The organism is Flagellimonas aquimarina, from assembly GCF_003149745.1.
Lineage (GTDB): Bacteria > Bacteroidota > Bacteroidia > Flavobacteriales > Flavobacteriaceae > Flagellimonas > Flagellimonas aquimarina.
In genome coordinates, this window is record NZ_QGEG01000002.1 from 1137734 (window position 1) to 1156569 (window position 18836).

19 protein-coding genes are annotated in these 18836 nt (G+C 36.5%); 12 read left to right on the forward strand and 7 right to left on the reverse strand.

Annotated features, from left to right (window positions below; all coding sequences use genetic code 11):
- Window positions 1-49: 49 nt before the first annotated feature.
- The 6 genes from DKG77_RS17225 (at window position 50) to DKG77_RS12010 (ending at window position 4259) form a co-directional block, all read left to right on the forward strand.
- Window positions 50-988, forward strand: coding sequence for a LuxR C-terminal-related transcriptional regulator (locus DKG77_RS17225; RefSeq protein WP_109663269.1), 939 nt, complete (start codon window positions 50-52; stop codon window positions 986-988).
- 116 nt (window positions 989-1104) lie between these two features.
- Entirely contained in the window at window positions 1105-1527 is a 423-nt protein-coding gene (locus DKG77_RS11990) for a VOC family protein (RefSeq protein WP_109663270.1), read from the forward strand.
- A 92-nt stretch (window positions 1528-1619) separates the two neighbouring features.
- Window positions 1620-2525, forward strand: coding sequence for a glycoside hydrolase family 16 protein (locus tag DKG77_RS11995; RefSeq protein ID WP_243414921.1), 906 nt, complete (start codon window positions 1620-1622; stop codon window positions 2523-2525).
- Between the two features lie 130 nt (window positions 2526-2655).
- Window positions 2656-3027, forward strand: a complete 372-nt coding sequence (locus tag DKG77_RS12000) for a nuclear transport factor 2 family protein (protein ID WP_109663273.1) — start codon at window positions 2656-2658, stop codon at window positions 3025-3027.
- Between the two features lie 38 nt (window positions 3028-3065).
- On the forward strand, window positions 3066-3302 hold the full coding sequence (locus DKG77_RS12005; RefSeq protein WP_109663275.1) for a hypothetical protein: 237 nt from the start codon (window positions 3066-3068) through the stop codon (window positions 3300-3302).
- A 162-nt stretch (window positions 3303-3464) separates the two neighbouring features.
- Window positions 3465-4259: an MBL fold metallo-hydrolase gene (locus DKG77_RS12010; RefSeq protein WP_109663276.1), complete on the forward strand. Its 795-nt coding sequence runs from the start codon at window positions 3465-3467 to the stop codon at window positions 4257-4259.
- 50 nt (window positions 4260-4309) lie between these two features.
- Here DKG77_RS12010 and DKG77_RS12015 read toward each other — a convergent pair whose 3' ends face one another.
- Together DKG77_RS12015 and DKG77_RS12020 are read right to left on the reverse strand one after the other, a co-directional pair.
- The gene (locus tag DKG77_RS12015; protein ID WP_109663278.1) at window positions 4310-5545 is read right to left on the reverse strand and encodes a glycosyltransferase; all 1236 of its coding nucleotides are present in this window, start codon (window positions 5543-5545) and stop codon (window positions 4310-4312) included.
- Between the two features lie 5 nt (window positions 5546-5550).
- Entirely contained in the window at window positions 5551-7086 is a 1536-nt protein-coding gene (locus tag DKG77_RS12020; RefSeq protein ID WP_417935475.1) for a DEAD/DEAH box helicase, read from the reverse strand.
- Between the two features lie 219 nt (window positions 7087-7305).
- Here DKG77_RS12020 and DKG77_RS12025 point away from each other — a divergent pair, with 219 nt between their 5' ends.
- The gene (locus tag DKG77_RS12025; protein WP_109663280.1) at window positions 7306-8169 is read left to right on the forward strand and encodes a sigma-70 family RNA polymerase sigma factor; all 864 of its coding nucleotides are present in this window, start codon (window positions 7306-7308) and stop codon (window positions 8167-8169) included.
- Window positions 8170-8635: 466 nt separating this feature from the next.
- Here the strand turns inward: DKG77_RS12025 and DKG77_RS12030 are convergent, their stop codons facing one another.
- Complete coding sequence (locus DKG77_RS12030) at window positions 8636-9004, reverse strand: hypothetical protein (RefSeq protein ID WP_133248456.1); 369 nt, start codon at window positions 9002-9004, stop codon at window positions 8636-8638.
- A gap of 17 nt (window positions 9005-9021) precedes the next feature.
- Window positions 9022-9825 carry a hypothetical protein gene (locus DKG77_RS12035; RefSeq protein ID WP_109663283.1) on the reverse strand — a complete coding sequence of 268 codons (804 nt, stop codon included), beginning with the start codon at window positions 9823-9825 and terminating at the stop codon, window positions 9022-9024.
- 128 nt (window positions 9826-9953) lie between these two features.
- On the opposite strand from DKG77_RS12035, the gene DKG77_RS12040 reads away from it, so the two are divergent.
- Window positions 9954-11237 carry a dipeptidase gene (locus tag DKG77_RS12040; RefSeq protein ID WP_109663285.1) on the forward strand — a complete coding sequence of 428 codons (1284 nt, stop codon included), beginning with the start codon at window positions 9954-9956 and terminating at the stop codon, window positions 11235-11237.
- Here the strand turns inward: DKG77_RS12040 and DKG77_RS12045 are convergent.
- Entirely contained in the window at window positions 11234-11641 is a 408-nt protein-coding gene (locus tag DKG77_RS12045) for an acyl-CoA thioesterase (protein WP_109663287.1), read from the reverse strand. The genes DKG77_RS12040 and DKG77_RS12045 overlap by 4 nt on opposite strands.
- Before the next feature lie 197 nt (window positions 11642-11838).
- Between DKG77_RS12045 and DKG77_RS12050 the strand changes: the two genes are divergently transcribed.
- On the forward strand, window positions 11839-12690 hold the full coding sequence (locus tag DKG77_RS12050; RefSeq protein WP_109663289.1) for a phosphatidylserine decarboxylase: 852 nt from the start codon (window positions 11839-11841) through the stop codon (window positions 12688-12690).
- Here the strand turns inward: DKG77_RS12050 and DKG77_RS12055 are convergent.
- Window positions 12687-13586, reverse strand: coding sequence for a DUF72 domain-containing protein (locus DKG77_RS12055; RefSeq protein WP_109663291.1), 900 nt, complete (start codon window positions 13584-13586; stop codon window positions 12687-12689). The genes DKG77_RS12050 and DKG77_RS12055 overlap by 4 nt on opposite strands.
- Window positions 13587-13700: 114 nt before the next feature.
- Here DKG77_RS12055 and DKG77_RS12060 point away from each other — a divergent pair, with 114 nt between their 5' ends.
- The 3 genes from DKG77_RS12060 to DKG77_RS12070 all read left to right on the forward strand — a co-directional run bounded on the left by DKG77_RS12060 (window position 13701) and on the right by DKG77_RS12070 (window position 18097).
- A complete protein-coding gene (locus DKG77_RS12060) occupies window positions 13701-14465 on the forward strand; it encodes a LolA-like protein (RefSeq protein ID WP_109663293.1) in 765 nt (254 codons plus the stop codon).
- Between the two features lie 59 nt (window positions 14466-14524).
- Window positions 14525-17560 (forward strand): WD40/YVTN/BNR-like repeat-containing protein, encoded by a 3036-nt coding sequence (locus DKG77_RS12065; RefSeq protein ID WP_109663295.1) that lies wholly within the window; start codon window positions 14525-14527, stop codon window positions 17558-17560.
- A gap of 129 nt (window positions 17561-17689) precedes the next feature.
- A complete protein-coding gene (locus DKG77_RS12070; protein WP_109663297.1) occupies window positions 17690-18097 on the forward strand; it encodes a glyoxalase in 408 nt (135 codons plus the stop codon).
- Here the strand turns inward: DKG77_RS12070 and DKG77_RS12075 are convergent.
- Window positions 18089-18769 carry a DUF2461 domain-containing protein gene (locus tag DKG77_RS12075; RefSeq protein ID WP_109663298.1) on the reverse strand — a complete coding sequence of 227 codons (681 nt, stop codon included), beginning with the start codon at window positions 18767-18769 and terminating at the stop codon, window positions 18089-18091. The genes DKG77_RS12070 and DKG77_RS12075 overlap by 9 nt on opposite strands.
- Between the last annotated feature and the right edge of the window lie 67 nt (window positions 18770-18836).

Sequence of the window (18836 nt, forward strand, 5' to 3'; positions counted from 1 at the left end):
TAATTGGTGAAAGCAGCAACCTCCTTTTTCTATAAATTAGTTGTCCGTAATGAACGATAAGGATTATTTTTTGCATTTATATGAGATAGCAAGTCACCTTAACAAGGAATTTTCTCTTCATTCTGCGCTTCGAAAATCTTTGGAGATGACTGTGGAAATCCTAGATTTGGAAACAGGATGGTTCTGGCTTACAGAACCGGATAACAAGTCGGTTTACCTGGCTGCTTCCCATAATCTGCCTCCGGCCTTAAGCAACCATCCCGAACGATTATCCGGCTGGTGCTATTGTATAAAACAATACTTATCAGATGATATTGACCAGGCCATGAATATCAGTGAGATTACATGTTCGCGATTAAAAGATATTAGCACTGGCACAAAAGACCTCAAGTTTCATGCAGTAATTCCTATAATACTGCACGGACAAAAAGTAGGGCTCATGAACCTTTTGAGCAAGGAGACCCGGCAGTTAAATGAGAAAGAGCTTACTATCCTTAACACTATAAGTGAATTGGTGGGAACTGCAATTCAGCGAACTAGGTTACAGCATTCATACAGTGACAAGAACACCGAGACAGATAATACCATTGGTAGTGTGTTAGAGCGGGTCTTCCAACCAGAAATGGAAGCTATAATTTCATGTCTTGAGGACCCAAATGGTAATAAAGACAAAGTTATTGAAGCACTAAATAAAGCCAAAGGTCTTGAAAAGCAATTATCTCTTTTGCATAACGAGGTAAAGAAGCAGGAAAAAACAAAAGTAAAGACAAAAGAATTTCACTATCCAGAGTTACCCCTAACAAAGCGAGAATTAGAAGTGCTGACCCTTATAAAGAAAGGACTTACTAACGATCAGATAGGCAAGCAACTATTCATTGCGGAACGCACGGTTAAATTTCATGTTACGGCAATACTATCTAAACTTAATGCGGACAATCGCACCGAAGCCGTAGATATTAGTTTGAAACGGGGTCTTCTTGGTGTATAACCTATTCAATCTCCATTTGAACCTGTACTATAGTACAGTATGTTTTCAGTACTTAAGTCCGTTTTATACCTAGTTTCCTATTCTGATATTTGTTCCAAACTAAAAACTAAGGTATTATGAAAACACAGAATATATACTTGGAACATGCAAATATTACAGTAAACGATCTTCAGGAAGCAATAAGGTTCTTCCAAACTGCATTCCCTCATTTCAAAATAAGAGGTGGAGGCAATGATATGAGAGAATGGGTACATTTAGGTGATGACCATACGTACATTGCCATTAATCAAGCCCAACAAAATGATCTAATGGTCACCAAAGATTATGACAGCATAGGCATAAATCACTTGGGTTTTGTTGTGCAGAATGTTGATGAGATAGCCGAAAATCTGTTGAAAAAAGGATACAAACGAGATTATCCAAAACAAGTGGAGCAATTTAGGGTTAGAGATTATTTTGCAGATGCGGATGGCAATCAATACGAGTTTGTACAATATCTTAGTGAGGTAACGGAGGAAAAAAACCTTTACGATAATTGAAGCTACACAAATCATTAAAATCAAATGACTTTCCTTTACTAGGCATTGCCACAATATCTTAATGCCATAAATTAATGTGTAACCAAATAATTATGAAAAAATACATTTTTCTATTACCTGCTATACTAATACTAAGTTGTAAGCAACAGCATAAAGAGAATGCTAAAACCATAAATGTTTTAGAGGCGAACAACACAGTAAAAAAGCAAACTCTAGACAGATTTGAGAATAAGGACTCTTTAGGGCAATATTCTTTGGTATGGTCAGATGAGTTCTATGGCTCTGGCATTATTGATACAACAAAATGGTTTCATCAAACGAAGCTTCCTCCAGGTGGAAGTTGGTACGGCGGATTAATTCAGCATTATACAGACAGGACAACCAATTCTTATGTTAATGATGGCTATTTGAACTTGGTTGCCAAAAAAGAAAGGCTTACCGACCAAGGTGAGACCAAAGAATATACCTCCGTACGATTAAATTCAAAATTTGCATTTACTTACGGTCGGGTTGAGGTAAGGGCAAAATTACCCAAGGGCACAGGCACATGGCCAGCCATTTGGATGCTTAGCAAAAATATTGATGAGGATGGTGCATATTGGGACAACCAAGGTTTTGGAACAACTAAATGGCCTCATTGTGGTGAGATCGACATTTTGGAGCATTGGGGAAAAAATCAAGATTATGTGCAAAGCGCTGTCCACAATACATCTAGCTATGGCTACAATGTTGGTAATCTTGGGGGGCAAAAGCTGTTGAGTGCATCAGACCAATTCCATACATACATACTAAATTGGTCAAGGGAAAAATTAGTTTTTAGTGTAGATGACGTTGTACATTATACATATGCACCACAAATAAAAAATTCGGAAACATGGCCATACGACACTGAACAATACATTTTGATGAACATTGCCATTGAGCCCGATATTGACCCAAAATTTTCTGAAAGTACCATGGAAATAGATTTTATACGTGTTTTTCAATCCAGGAATTAACCTAAAAGCTTCAATATGACCATTCTGAAAACTTGTAATAAAGCATATTGTGTGAATTGACCAGTATCATAGTTTTTTAGCAAACTTCTATTAAAATTAGCAAGAAGTTTTAAACTAATGAGCTAGTGTCATGCATAAAGAACATCCAAACATTACCATTTTAAAAAGATTTAACCCAGCAAACATCGATTCAATCAGCGTAGTTTTGGCAGAAGATGCGGTCTTTCATTATTTTAATCCTAAACTACCTGATATACAGGGGGACTACATAGGGTTTAATGGTTTTAGGATGTTTTTTGAAAAAATTGCAAAGCGCACAAGTAGTACCTTTAAAGTAAATCCTGTTTCTGCGACTCCCATCGGAGATGAGCTAGTAGTTGTTCATAGTATAAATACAATGGATATTGAAAATCAACCTTTGGAAATAAACGTAGTGGTAGTGTGGCGTATTGTTGATGGTAAGATCAAAGAGGTCTGGGACATACCTTCGGTCTACACCTGAAATATAAATTCAGAAACACAAGAACTAAAATTGACCTTATGAAAAAATGTTTCAATTGCGGTAAAAATGGTGCTGACCTTTATGGTTATATTATATGTGACACATGTAAGACCAAATTACGATTGTTTACACCTGAGACCATAGAAAAATATAATTCTAAAGATTCTGAAGGTTTTAGAAAAGAAATTCAAAGAAGATTGGATTATTTAGATAAAGAGTACGTCAAAAAAAGAATTAAACTTCTTCATATTCAAGATCAACTTAAAAGTTTTTGATAAAAGGATGCACACATGGAACATCCTATTGACCATACAAATTAAGGTTCCATTTTCAGGGCATTAATTATCTTTTTCAAGCTTTATGAAGATGATCAATATCATTGGTCGTCATTGTTTTGAGCCATTAATTTGTCGATTAAAACAAAGGAAAGGCTAAAAATGAAAACAAGATTTTCTGCTTTCATACTTTATGCATTAACAATCCTCTCTATTCAAAGTTGTACTATGGTGAAAGTAAGTGTAAGTGAAAAACGCAATCCAATACCTCAGAAAGTAGTTATTGGAAAAAATATTACGTTAACAAGCTGGGGGACAATTAAAATTAATAAATCCCACTTTTTTCCATCAAGTTTTCAAGTAAAGAGTGATGATTATGTAATATATATTGATCCCGTTGAAGTAGACAAGGCGGATAAAGCAGATTTTATATTAATAACCCATTCTCATCCTGATCACTTTTCTGTAACCGATATCAAGAAACTATTAAAAAAAGAAACAAAAATTGTTTGCCCCAAAGGGGTTTCAAAAAAGCTAAAGGATATCAATAACGATAAGAGTGTTGTTGTCCCTTTGCAAAAATTGAACTTCAGAAAATTAGATATTGAAACAATTGCGGCATACAACACTAAATCAGTTTTCCTATGGATCAAAGCGCATCCTAAATCAAAAAAAAATGTAGGGTATGTTCTAACATTAAAGAATGATCTAAGAATTTATCATGCGGGAGATACAGATTATGTGCCTGAAATGAAAGCATTGAAAAACATTAACGTTGCCTTAGTTCCCATTGGGGGTGACAATTTAACAATGAATGAAGAAGAGGCCGCTAAAATAATAAATGAAGTCAACCCCAACATTGCAGTGCCCATGCACTATGAGATTAACAATCGTAACGAATTGAAACGGTTTAAAAGCTTGGTTAACAAAAATGTGAGAGTGGTTGAGTTGGAATAGAAAACACCATTTTTATTTAATGGATTGACTACTAAATCAAAGCAACCTCCTTACCTCTTATTTTTTTCTTCAATCCATTTGGCCATATACTTTGAACTTGCCAGTGATTGGTGTTTCACTAGTTGCCCAATAAAATTATTGCTGCGGTGTGTTTCTAAATGCAGCTGTATAAGTTTTAGCTGTTTTTGCAGCCTTTCTTTCAGCACGTCCTTACCATAAAACGTGTGGATAAGCTCAATTCCATTGGCCTGCGCTTTGTTCCAGTTTTCTTTGTCTTGGTGGTGTTCCACAGCGGCTTTTGCAAAAGCAGCCCAATCATTACATACAGCTCCATTCCAGGGTAAATCTCCATGCATGCCTTCTGCACCAACGTTCGTGGTAATACTTGGTGTTCCATTTTGCATTGCGGAAATCAACTTCCCCTTTATTCCTGCTCCAAATTGCAAGGGAGCCAAACTTACTCTGGCATTTTGGAGTACACTCTCCAATTTCTCAATCCATCCTATAACATGAAATCCGGTATTTGGGCTATTCATTTCCAATACATGTTGTGGTAGATATGCTCCATGTACATATAGTTTGGCATCTGGCAGTGCTTTTCTAATTAAAGGCCAAACGGTCTTTTTCAATACGATAATGGAATCTACATTGGGTGTATGCTTGCCGTTACCTACACAAACAAAATCTTTCCGTTCTTCAAACGTAGGCCATTCTCCAATAGCTTCTTTGGAAAGTTTTTTGAGCATAAAAGGGAGATGAATGAGAATGCTTTTTGGAATATCCAATTCGTTCTGCAGTAATTCCATTTCATAAGAAGAAATGATAAGAGAAACATCTGAGCGGTAAATGCTTATGATCTCTCTGAATGTCATTTGATGCTCCTTCCAAATTTTTGGGGTGAAAGCTTCATTTCTTTTATGGCATTCCTCTCTTGTTTTTCGTAACGAATGCAAATCCTCTGTATTTAAAACTCGAAGTGCTCCTGGTACATGTTCCGCAACACGCCAACCGTACTGTTCTTCGGTCATAAACCTGTCAAAAACAACAATATCTGGCTTCAACCGCTTAACAAAATCATCAAAACTAGCATGATTCAATTGTATGCTCACAGTATCTATATCCAGTGCTTCTAAATCCAAACTGTACTCAGATTTTGCTGCCGCGGAGCCAAAGGTTATGTGATATCCGAAGTCATTAAATGCCTGAAGCAATTGTTGTATACGATGGCCAGCAGCCGTAGTGGTTGGTTCTGGCCATACATAACCAATAAAGAGTGCTTTTTTCATTAAGGCTACATTAGTGCCGCAAACTTTTTAGAGATACTGGATCGCAGTTTACGCTCATAATCCTCTTCTAACCATTCTTTGTAATTCTTGGTATTATTCATGATACAATAGGAATATTGACGCACTCTGTAGGCAATCTCCTCTTTTAGCTCCTTGGCCAATATACGGGCGTCAAAGACATCCTCACTATTTTCTAAACAAATCTGAGCATGCTGTTCAATACTCATCTCTAGTACCAGTTTCGATTTACCGCCCTTGGCAAATACTTTTTTGTATTCTTCCTTAATATCAAAAGTGATATTTTCAGACTTACTAAATTTTGCTTTTAGGTCGTCTGGCATTTCATAAACAAACTCCCGCTCTATTTCCTCGTCATTTTTAATGTTTTCCAAATAGAAATCTGGGAAATGAAAGATTTCCTGCCAATCCAAAGGAGAATCCCATGGACCAAACCTGGCAAGATTGTTCCCCATATCTATTACGGAAAACTCATCTTTGTTTGGTAGAATTCTTGATCCTCTCCCAATCATTTGAAAATACAAGGTGAGCGAACGTGTAGCTCTGTTCAGAATAATGGATTGTACGGAAGGTTCATCAAAACCCGTGGTTAAAATACTCACAGATGTTAGAATTGCACCCGGAGTATTGGCAAACCAGTCCAATATCTCTTTACGCTCAGAGGCCGTGTTCTTATTGTCTAAATGTTTGATGTCGTACCCTGCCTTCTTAAATGTTTCATACACATATAGCGACGTATTTATACCATTGTTGAAGATAAGCGTCTTTGTGCCTTTGGCTATTTCTTCATATGCCGAAACCAATTTGCCCAACATACTGTGGTTACCATAAAACTCATCTGAAGACTTTACGGTATAGTCACCATTTATGCCAAGTTTTAAAGTTTTTAGACTAACATCATAATTGTACAGGTTGGCTTTGGCCAAAAATCGTTTTTCAATTAAGGATTTAATGGATTCCCCTATGATCAAATGTTTGTAGTGATCCTTCATGGGGAGCTTAATATTGGAGCTTAACGGAGTGGCCGTAACTCCCAATATTGTAGAACCTTCAAAGTATTTGAAAAGTTTTCTGAATGAATTGTAGTGTGCCTCGTCAATAATTACAAGACCAATGTTATTTATGGTGACCTTCTCTTCTTGAAGCCTGTTGTTCAAGGTTTCGACCATGGCCACAAAACACATGTACTCATCCTGATCGTTAAGTTCTTTTACCTCACTATTAATGATTTTGTTGGCCACACCAAAACCGTGTAACATTTTAGATGTTTGCCTGCTCAGTTCTATTCTATGCGTTAGCACCATCACCTTCTTGCCAGTATCCTGAATGTACTTTCGGGTTATTTCAGAAAAAACTACCGTCTTTCCCCCTCCCGTAGGTAATTGATACAAAATATTGGTGCCGTCCGGCAGATCATTGATGTGCTTGAAAATCTTTTTAAGATCTTCTTGCTGATAATCGTATAATGTTTTTCTGCTTACTGCTTTTTCTACCTCCAATGGAAAATGGATTAAATGTTCCAAAATATCAAACCTTACAAAATTAGGAGTTTTTTAGACCACGGCTAAGCTTTACTTCAGCATTTCTATCAAGATACTATCAACAATTGTTTTGATAGTGATTTTTGATGTTCTTTTGGTGATGCTCATAACATTTTGATAACAATAACAATTGTCATTTGGAAAATAGCCTTTTATGATGTATCATGTAAGCTAATATCACTTAGAAACTAATATACACCTATGAGGCAGCTAAAAATCATAAAGCAGGTTACCAATCGAGAATCAAAATCTTTAGATAAATACCTTCAAGATATTAGCAAAATTGATTTGATCACTGCCCAAGAGGAAGTAGAACTGGCTCAACGCATTAGAGATGGCGATCAGGTAGCTCTGGAAAAATTGACCAATGCAAACTTAAGGTTTGTGGTTTCTGTGGCCAAACAATACCAAAATCAAGGACTAAAACTGCCAGACCTAATTAATGAAGGCAATGTGGGATTGGTGAAAGCCGCTAAGCGTTTTGATGAGACCAGAGGTTTTAAGTTCATTTCTTATGCGGTTTGGTGGATCAGGCAGTCCATTCTTCAGGCTTTGGCAGAACAATCCAGAGTTGTTCGTCTTCCGTTGAACAAAATTGGTTCTATCAACAAAATCAAAAAAACATTTTCTTACTTGGAACAGGCTCATGAAAGACCTCCATCTCCCGAAGAGATTGCAAAGGAACTTGATATGACGGTTACTGAAGTAAAGCAGTCACTCAAGAACTCCGGCAGACATGTTTCAATGGATGCTCCATTAAAAGAGGGTGAAACATCAAGTCTATATGATGTTTTGAATTCTGGTGAATCTCCAAATCCCGATAAAGATTTGATGCATCAATCACTAAATACTGAGATTAACAGAGCGCTGGAGACACTTTCTCCACGTGAAGCTGATGTAGTTAGATTGTATTATGGCATTGGAGACCAACAGTCCATGACTTTAGAGGAAATTGGAAGCACTTTTGATCTTACTCGTGAGCGTGTTAGGCAAATACGTGAAAAAGCGATTAGAAAACTTAGACATACATCTAAAAGTAAAATTTTAAAGTCCTATCTCGGTTAGGATTTTTTACAATAAAAAAGGGGATGTTATAATTAACATCCCCTTTCTCATGATATACACTTTAAACTATCAAGGACGGCTCAACTGACTAATATTAAAATCAGTAAGCATTTCGTTTAAATCTTGAATAAAATTCAAGTAAGCTGTGTTTTCTTGGTTTTGATTTTTCATAAGATAAAGTTTGGGAGCTGTTACTATAAATAATCTAACTCTGCTAGTTCGTTTATGCTTAAAATTTCGTTAAGTTCTTGCAGGAACGCCAAGTATTCTTCTCCGTAGGTATCGTACAACATAGTATTAGGTGATTTAATCTTTGGGTTGTTGTTATAACGTAAACCTATTGGAAAGATTATGATAGTGCAATAAATTGTGGTGAAATTCTAAGTAGGAGTTGTGAAATAACAAAAAATATACTTTATAGGAAAAATAACACTTTTCTTCTGTTTGCTATTCTGGCCATACATATTTATTGGTTTTCTTGCTCTGTTTCAAAAATTTCAAGAGAAACTTCAAAATCCATATCAAGTCCCTTAAGTTTTGCTGGTTTAATATCAAATTCATCATACAAAAAACACAGGTTCATGGGCAATCGTGTTTTCTTTTTTGATGGTGGACGCCCCAACTTGTTTAAAAGCGAGGTTCGGATTTTAAAAGCCTTATTACTAAGAGCAAGGTTTTCACTGTTTTCGAGTTCTTCCAGTAGAGGAATCTCCTTAATATCCCCTATCTCCAGAATTTGATCCAAGAGAAGAAGTTTACAGTCTAAATCAGTAGCGTGTTCAAACAACTGATGAAAGATACTTTGAAAATGTTCAGGTAGGTTACTATCTTTCATTATGTTGGGTTTGGTTTTTACATATTTCTCAGCACATCAATTTCAAAATCAACCAACTCTTCAACCTTTGGGTACTCAACCAAGAATTGATTGTACAGAAAGTTAAGGTACTTTATATCGTTATCCGTTTTACAGACAGTGCTCATTTGATTGGTAATTTCTAGCAAGCTTACCGTTTTCATCATTCTAAGACATGGTTGTATTTTTTGACATGCAAAATCCACCCCCCTAAAATTCTTGGTCTGTAAGTGGACTTTTAAACCACCTATAAACTCCAATATGTTTTGTTTATAAAGTCTGATCAGTTCTTCTAATAGTTCCATTTGGCCCATACACTCTGTTAAGACAGGTTTTAGATTGACTTTTTGAGTTGAAAAGACCGATTCCAAATTTTCTTGTACTACTTTGGTGTTTGGGATTGTACTGCCTATATGTTCCATGTGCCCGGGGTTCTCTCTATTTGTATTGTGCAAATGCTTGCTAACTGTTTTAAGTGCTTTTACAATGCTCTCTTGCTTATTGGTTAAATTGGTCGTCTCCAATAATTCAATCAAAGAAAAAAGTAATTCGGTATTTGAAGGATTATTGTTAGCAGGTTCCGGAAGTGGTTTCTCAGCTCCCTTAATTCCAATTTGCTCATAGATTACTTCCAGTTGGTTCATTTCTGAAACGCCAAAAACTTTATCTTCCAAGCCCGTTTTAAAACTATTGAAGGATTTTTTCAACCTCCCCGCCTCTACTACTCCAAGTTCCTCGTAAGAAAAGTTGCTTAATCCTATTTCCAATTTTTCTAAATATGTAAGTAATTCTCGTGTCCCCAAAATTTCTCTGATTAGTGGTATTAACTAACTTAAAAATGTTGATTTTGATGTGGGATTACAACTTATTGTTCTATACCCTGTGCATTTTGTTGTCAAATTGCTTTATTTGTAGGTGTAAAAAAACAGACATGAGATATTCTTACCTATTGGGCGCAATTGCAATACTATTTTCGTGCGCTGAAAAGAATCCTAAAAACACCGAAACTTTGGAGGAAAAAGCAAAAAAAATTCATGAAAAAGTAATTACTATTGATACCCATGACGATATCAATATAAAGAACTTTACAGACAGCATCAACTACACTCAAAACCTGGATACTCAGGTGAATTTACCAAAAATGGAAGCTGGCGGTTTGGATGTAGCTTGGTTGATTGTCTATACTGGTCAGGATTCTTTAAATACGGAAGGATATGTCAAAGCATCGGAAAATGCCGATTCTAAGTTTGAAGCAATTCATAGGCTATGTGAGGTCTATGCTCCAGAAAGAATAGAATTAGCACTTACTTCTGATGATGTAAGGCGCATTAGTGCTTCCGGTAAAAAAGCTGCTATGATCGGCGTGGAAAATGCTTACCCTATTGGGGAGGATTTAACCAAGTTTGAAGAATACAAAAAACGTGGAGCACGCTACATTTCACTATCCCACAATGGACATAGCCAATTTTGTGATTCAAACACTGGTGAAAAAGACAGTATATGGTCATATAATGGTTTAAGTGATTTAGGTAAAAGTGCTATAAAAGAGATGAATAGATTAGGAATGATGATAGATATATCACATCCGTCCAAAGAATCTATGAAGCAAATGATTGCCTTGTCCAAAGCGCCTATTATAGCGTCCCATTCTTCTGCAAGAGCACTATGCGATCACAGCAGAAATTTGGATGATGAACAACTTCTTTTATTAAAAGAAAATGGCGGTGTTGTGCAAACCGTGGCATTCAGCTCATATTTAAATACCGAAAAGCACGAAACGCGAGCAGCTTTCATGAAAGAAATTCATAAGAACGTAGCCGATTCCCTTGAAATAAATTGGTACGAACGTTCACAATTCTCATCGTTGACAGATTCGCAACAGGCAGAATTTATTGAAAACTATCCCAAAGTGCTCAAAATCGCCAATGATATTGCTGCAAAGGACAACAACGCTCCGCCAGCAGTGAATGTATCTGACTTTGTTGATCATATTGATTATATGGTCGAGCTTATTGGAATTGAACACGTTGGAATTAGTTCAGATTTTGATGGCGGCGGAGGAATCGAAGGTTGGTCAGATGCGTCTGAGACATTCAATGTTACCTTGGAGCTGGTAAATCGCGGTTACTCTGAAGAAGAAATAGCAAAACTATGGGGGGGTAACTTGCTCCGAGTATTGGATGAAGTGCAATCAATAGCTGCTTCTCTAAACTAGGACTCCCTATTTTCCTTTTTTGCCAACCTATCCTTTACATATTCCACCTTGGTTTTTCCATGGGGTGTAGGATTACCGTGGTCATCTAAGTTTACCATGATAATATTATCTACAGTAACGATGCTTTCATGTGTCATTTTGTTCCTCACCTCACAATTAAGGGATATTGAAGTAACACCAAACTTAATCACCTCTATCCCTATTTCAACAATGTCGCCTTTTTTCGCGGTACTCATGAAATTGATTTCGGACATATATTTGGTGACTACTTTTTTGCTTTCTAGTTGAACAATACTGTATAGTGCCGCTTCTTCATCAATCCAGGCAAGAAGCTTTCCCCCAAATAAGGTTTCGTTAGCATTTAAATCTTCGGGCTTAACCCATTTTCTCGTGTGAAATCTCATCTTTCCCTATTGTTAAAGTTGTTCATCTATAATAAAAATAGGCTTTTGACCGCTGCAATAAGTCTTCGATTTAATTTTAACAAAAAGATTCAATTTTTATAAAGTTTGTTAATCTTTAAATAAACTTTTCTTAATTAGCCCCCTTGAAAACTGAAATAAAAATAAATTCATGTGTCAATCAAAACTAACTCACACAAATGAATGCTACTTCGGATTACTATTCGGACCCCAGCTTTACCATTTTAAAAGTACCTACATGGCGAGCCCATTTTTATAAATTTCTCTCCATTGATATCTGGGGAAATCTTCCAGGCAATTTTCAACGTAAAGTTTCGGCTTGGTACAGCTCTTTTTACGATAAGCCTGTTTCAAAAAAAATCATTAGACCGTACATTAGATTAAACTACTCGGACAAGAACTATTTAGAAAAGTTTAAACCTCCATATGGAAAAACGAATTTTGAAAGTTTTCAAGATTTTTTTATTCGAGAGTTCAAGTCATTGCCAAAAAACGAAAGTCCATATGTCTGGCCATGCGAGGGTTTGTTATGCGATGCAGATACCGTGCATGATTTAAATCTGGTTCAAATAAAATCAGATACCCGTTCTGTTGCCACAGTCTTTGGATTGAAAGAGGGACAAATACCAAAAGACTATACATTTACCAATGTTTTTTTACACAATAAAAATTATCACCGAATACACTCACCAATAAACGGGACCATATCAAGAATACAACATGTACCCGGTGATCTCGTGGTACTCAGACCTTGGATATATAAAGAGAATCCTTCATTACCAGCTTTTAGAAATGAGCGTTATAACATTGATGTTATAGATGATAACGGCAGAACATGGTACATATCCATCATTGGAGGCCCAGCAGTTGGAACCATAGAGCTTTCGGAAAATATTAATGTCGGAAATAAAGTCAAAAGACTCCAAGAATTATCATTGTTCTATTTGGGGTCTACTTGTTGCATGGCAGCGCCAGTTTCACCAAAAAACCATACAAAAAACACCTTTGTAGAGGTAGGTATACCTTATTAAAATAAAGTATTGGGCTTGTTTTGAACTAATGTATTTGGAATTGTGAGATTACTTCCAAACTTTTTATTGAGCTTTTCAATAAAATAGGCAGATAACAATGGGGATTCTAATTCCAAGTTCTGGTGAACAAAAAAGTGAATGTTGCTCAATCCTAAAGTCTCCCATTTGGATAGTCTAGTTATCCAATCATCAAGTCTTGGGTAATCAGAGGCATGATTTGCCCCTACATATCTAATGAATGCCTCGTTATTTGTCAATCGCATATGCATTAAGTCCCTTCTACCCGCAGTATCCACGAGCACATTTGCAATATTGTTTTCTTGCAGCAGATAGTAAAGTTCCTGAGCAACTTTCTCGTCATTAAACCAATCAGTATGCCTAAACTCAATGGCAAGAGGAAATTCTTTTGGCCAATATTCAACAAACTGCACTACCCTATCCCAATTTTTAGGGCCAAAATTATTGTGCATTTGTAAAAAAATAGTTCCCAATTTATCTTTTAGCAATGAGGTTACTTCTAAATAGCGGTCCGCTATTTCATAAACTTTGTCATTAAGTCTTCTTAAATGACTCACCTCATTGGTCATTTTTGGAAAGAACTTAAAACCATCCGGAGTCTTATCGTACCATTTCTGGTATTGCTCTGCAGGAAAAATTCTATAAAAAGTAGCATTTAGCTCAATACAATTGAACTGTGAAGAATAGTACACCAATTCATCCTTTGTTCCTCTTGGGTAAAAATTCTTGAGGTCCTGTCTGTTCCATTTTGCACAACCAACATAAAAGTTGGTCTGTTGGTCTTTTTTATTTTTGGAAAGGAGCACGGATGTCTCCGGATGATCCTTAGGGATGGTGAAATCAATCAATTCTGGTTGTTCAACCTTTCCAAACTTCATATCCTTAATAAATTCATGTTCTCATCAAAAGTAAATGATAGATTTTAAATATAAAATATGTAACATATTACTTACTTTTAATACTGATAGCTAAACTCACATAAAATCACTAAAATGAAAACATTTAAAACTACAATCTTACTATTTTTTGCAATGGCTTTATCTGTGCAGGCGCAAACAGCGGATGAAATTATAGCAAATTACTTTGAAAACACGGGAGGACTTGAAAATTGGACAAACCTAGAGGGTGTTAAAACATCTGGAGTAGGAATCCAGCAAGGTTTTGAGTTTCCTATTGGAGCTATTCAGCTCAAGGATGGCCGTCAGCTTTTTTCAGCCAATATTCAAGGAAAGGAATTTAAACAACAGGTATATGACGGAGAGGTGTTGTGGAGCACTAATTTCATGACAATGAAAGCAGAAAAAAGTGATGCTGAACAAACTGAGAACTTCAAATTGAACACTAATGATTTCCCAGATCCTTTTATAGATTATAAAGCCAAAGGATATACTGTAGAATTGTTGGGGAAAGAAACTGTTGATGGAGCAGAAACTTTCAAGATCAAGTTGGTAAAAGAACCTATTATGGTAGATGGAACACAAGAAGATGACATTTCTTTCTACTATTTCGATACAGAGAACTTTGTACCTATTGCGGTTGAAACGAAGATTACATCTGGACAAGGAAAAGGTAAAACGGCTAGGTCCGTTATGAGTGATTATCAAGAAATTGACGGATTATACTTCCCTCATTCAACCTCGCAATATATTGATGGAGCTGTGGTTTTTTCAATGAACATGGAGAGTTTTGAGTTGAACCCAGAAGTTGAAGAAAATACTTTTTCTTTTCCTGAGGAGATGACCGAAGAAAAAAAATAACCCTTTCATTCCATAATCTTTAAAGACCCAAATAATGGGTCTTTTTGAATTGAAATCAAATGAAAAAACTAGTATTTAATCTATTATTAATAGCAGTTTTTGCTCCTACTTTTGGGTTTGGGCAACAAACGATAGAATCCATTAAAGGAAAAGAACTCTTTGGAGACATGAAGGCCCGTCATATAGGTCCAGCATTGATGAGCGGTAGAATAAACGACATGGAGGTGCATCCTACCAATAGCAGAATCATCTATGCAGGAACAGCCGGAGGTGGTGTTTGGAAATCAAGTGATGCAGGAGCTACTTTTAATTCTCTCTTTGATGAGCACTGCCAATCAATTGGTGCTGTAGAACTTGATCCTAACAATCCAGACAATGTAATTTACGTTGGTACGGGAGAAACATGGACGCGTAATAGTGTGTCTATTGGTTGCGGTTTGTTCAAATCAACAGATGGCGGCTCAAATTGGAATAAGATAGGGTTCGAGAATTCAGAACGTATAGCCAGTGTAATCGTAAACCCAAATAATTCTCAGGAGATTTATGTTGGAGTATTGGGAGCCCTTTGGGGGGACAGTGATGAAAGAGGTGTTTACAAATCCAATGATGGTGGTTCAAGCTGGGAAAAACTTTTATACTTGGACACAAAAACCGGATGCGCAGATTTAACTATGGATCCCACCGATCCAAACATACTGTATGCTTCTATGTGGGAATTTCGCAGAACGGGATGGTCCTTTGAATCAGGAGGTGACAATAGTGCTCTATACAAATCTATAGACGGAGGTAAAACATGGGATAAAATTCATAATGGATTTCCTTCCGGCAATCTGGGAAGGTTGGCCATAGCCGTTGCCCCTTCTAACCCTAATGTACTTTATACTGCTATTGAGGCCGAAGAAGATGCACGCAAAGGTTTATATAGAAGTGATGATGCCGGGAAAAGCTGGGAGCAACTTAACAATGATTTTGGTATAACGGTTCGTCCATTCTATTTTTCAAGAATAGTTGTTGACCCCAAAAACGAAGATGTAGTTGTTAAAGGTGGGCTAACAGGGTCTATTTCAAGAGACGGAGGCAAAACCTTTAAGAATTTGGGCAATATGCATTCAGACATTCATGACATAGCGTTTAACATCAACAACTCAGATGTAATGTATGTTGGCACAGATGGTGGAGTATATAGGACTTGGGATGGTGGCACAACCATGGAAATTGTCCAAAACCTTCCACTATCACAGTTTTATCACATAAGTGTGGATGATGCAAAGCCATATAATGTCTATGGCGGCCTACAAGATAATGGCTCTTGGTACGGGCCTTCATCATCACCTGGTGGTGTTGAGGCGAAAGATTGGAATTCAGTGGGCTTTGGTGATGGATTTAGGGTATTAAAGCATCCGACAAAGAATATAATATATTCTGAGATGCAGGGTGCGGCAAATGTCTGGAGGTATGATGCGGATAAAATGCTACTTAAAACAATCCAACCCCTTCCAATTTCTGAAGAAACCAAACTCCGTTTTAATTGGAACGCCCCAATGGCAGTTAGCGTTAACCAACCTGACAGATTTTATATGGGAAGTCAGTTTTTACACAAATCAGAGGATATGGGAAATTCATGGGAAATTATTTCTCCTGATTTAACAACCAATGATCCCGCAAAACAGAATCAGGAAGATTCTGGTGGACTTTCCAAGGACAATTCGGGAGCAGAGAACCATACTACCATTTTTACTATTGTTGAATCTTCTTTAGATGAAAATGTTATATGGGTTGGTACAGATGATGGTAATGTACAGATTACACAAGATGGGGGAAGAACTTGGACAAACACTACTCCAAACATCCCTGGATTACCTGAAAATACATGGTGTTATCATATAGAAGCAAGTGTCTTTAATAAAGGTACTGCTTATGCGGTGTTTGACGGCCATACTCAAAATAACATGAAGCCTTACGCCTACAAGACAACAGACTTTGGAAAAACATGGAGCAATATCATTACAGATGATGTAGAAGGTTTTACAAGAAATATTCAGGAAGACTATGTAAATCCAGACTTGTTGTTTTTGGGGACAGAATTTGGACTCTTCATAACCATTGATGGTGGCAAAAACTGGAAAAAGTTCACTAATAACATGCCAGCCGCCGCTGTTCACTTTATAGACTTGCAAAAGACTACCAATGATTTAGTAATGGGCACACACGGTAGAGGTGTTATTATCATAGATGACATATCTCCTTTACGTGAAATAAATTCAGAATTGTTGAACAAGAATATTCACTTTTTTGACACACCCGTTGCAACTATCAATGAGAAAAGTAGCTTTTCAGGAAGTTTCGGGAATGAAACTGAGTTCGTTGGTTCAAGCAAGCCCTCAAGTATGCAACTGAAGTATTTTCTAAAAAAACGACATACGTTCGGTAAAATGACTTTTGAAATACAAGATGCAGATGGTAATTTAATTTATGAGCTAACACCAGGAAAGTCAAAGGGAATCAATATTGTCAATTGGAATTTCAGCAGAAAAATCCCAAAGATTGCAAAAGGCAAAACATTTACGTTTGGCGGATTTACCGCTCCCAAAGTTGCTGCCGGAAATTACGTGGCAGTACTCAAAAAGGGCAAAGACACGTATGAACATCCTTTTGAGCTTGCTTATGATAAAGATTCTCCGCTTTCAAAGGAAGATAGGGATTTGAAGAACTCCACTACCCTACAGCTTTATGATATGACCCAAGATTTGGCGTATTTGGTATATGAAATCGATGAGATCATATCAAGTGCAGAACAAACTGGTGATAAAAAAATGGTTTTGAAACTGAATGATTTAAAGAATCAGCTGGTGATAACCACTGGTGATAACTACGTTGGCTCTGCAGAACCTCAGTTAAGGGAAAAAATGACCACATTGTATAGCAAAGTGGCGGCCAGTTATGATAAACCAACAAAATCAGAATTGGAAAATCTTGCGCTGATTTCAGGCAAATTTGAAGAAGCCAAAATGACTTTCTCAAAACTTAAAACCAAATACTTGAAGAAACAAACTGTTGATTTAAAAACGTTTGAAGAGTTTTTGAAAGCCAAATAGATTTCATTTTAGCACAACTAAAACCACCTAAAACTTAGGTGGTTTTTTTGTTTATAACATCGTTAAAAACTATTGTCTTGACAGATTTTATGCGGTTTTTGATTATGTAATTTTATTAAAACTACAATTATGGATTCAAGATCCAAGGATCTTTTGGACATTCGTCCAGAGATTAGACAAGCTCAGTTACATGATAATATGGTGTCAGATGAGCGCTTTCAGAACCAAACTTTACGTCCCGTGATTAAGCTTCAAAACTTTTTATTGATAGAGGTTTTTAAGAACTATATTCATAAACACAAGGGAGCTTTTTATGAATTGTCATTGGAAAAACGATTAGAATCTATTGAGAAATCAATCCAAAAAGACATCAAATTCAGAAATTCCCTTAAAGGGATGATTATAGGTCAGTTTACCGTTGAAGAGTATGAAACCTATACCATGAATTCCTCTGCTTTGAACAAGAGAATGATGAACATGGTCATAGAACGACTAAAAGATCAAGTCCAGTTATTGGAAAACGAGGTATTAGTCTAAAATTGATTCTCCATTTAGATTGGTGGTTAATATATCACTCATTAAGTCAAAATAAGGCCTGATCGCTTTAAAAGATTTGTCCACTTCTTCAAGAAAGGAGTTAGCTAACACTTCCTTATCGGTGAAGTTCCTAACGAAAATGAATTGCTTTTTCTTGATCAAGTCTATGTTCTGGTGCTCTTTGTCAAATCCTTTAGGAGCTGTTTTTACACCGTCGCCTTCCAGCTCTCCCCAAATCTCTTTAAATGATTTTTTATTTATGATACCTCTGAATTCGGAAGCATCCATTTCCAGTTCTTTTCTTATTCGGAACAAATCTTCCTTGTTAGGTTCCCAAAAACCAGCGGCCACAAAAGATTCCCCAGGTTTTATTCTTAAATAATATCCACCTCGCAAATGGGCGCCCAATCTAGAGAACGAACCAGCAAAATGGGTTTTGTAAGGTGTTTTGTCCTTAGAGAAGCGAACGTCTCTATAAATACGGAACATCTTGATCTTTTCAATTTCATCATGGGCATTTAAGCGCTCTAGAATATTTTCATAAAAAGATTTCACATCGGCCTCATGCCTTTTAAAAGTGGTTTTGTTCTCTTGAAACCACTCTTTATTATTATTCTTTGCAAGTTCTTTAAGGAAACTAAAGCCTTCTTTTGTTATTGTTGAATTATTCACAGGACCAAGATGTTGTGTTATTTTTAAGCTAAAGTTAGCCAATTCTATCAGTGAGTGGTAATGATTT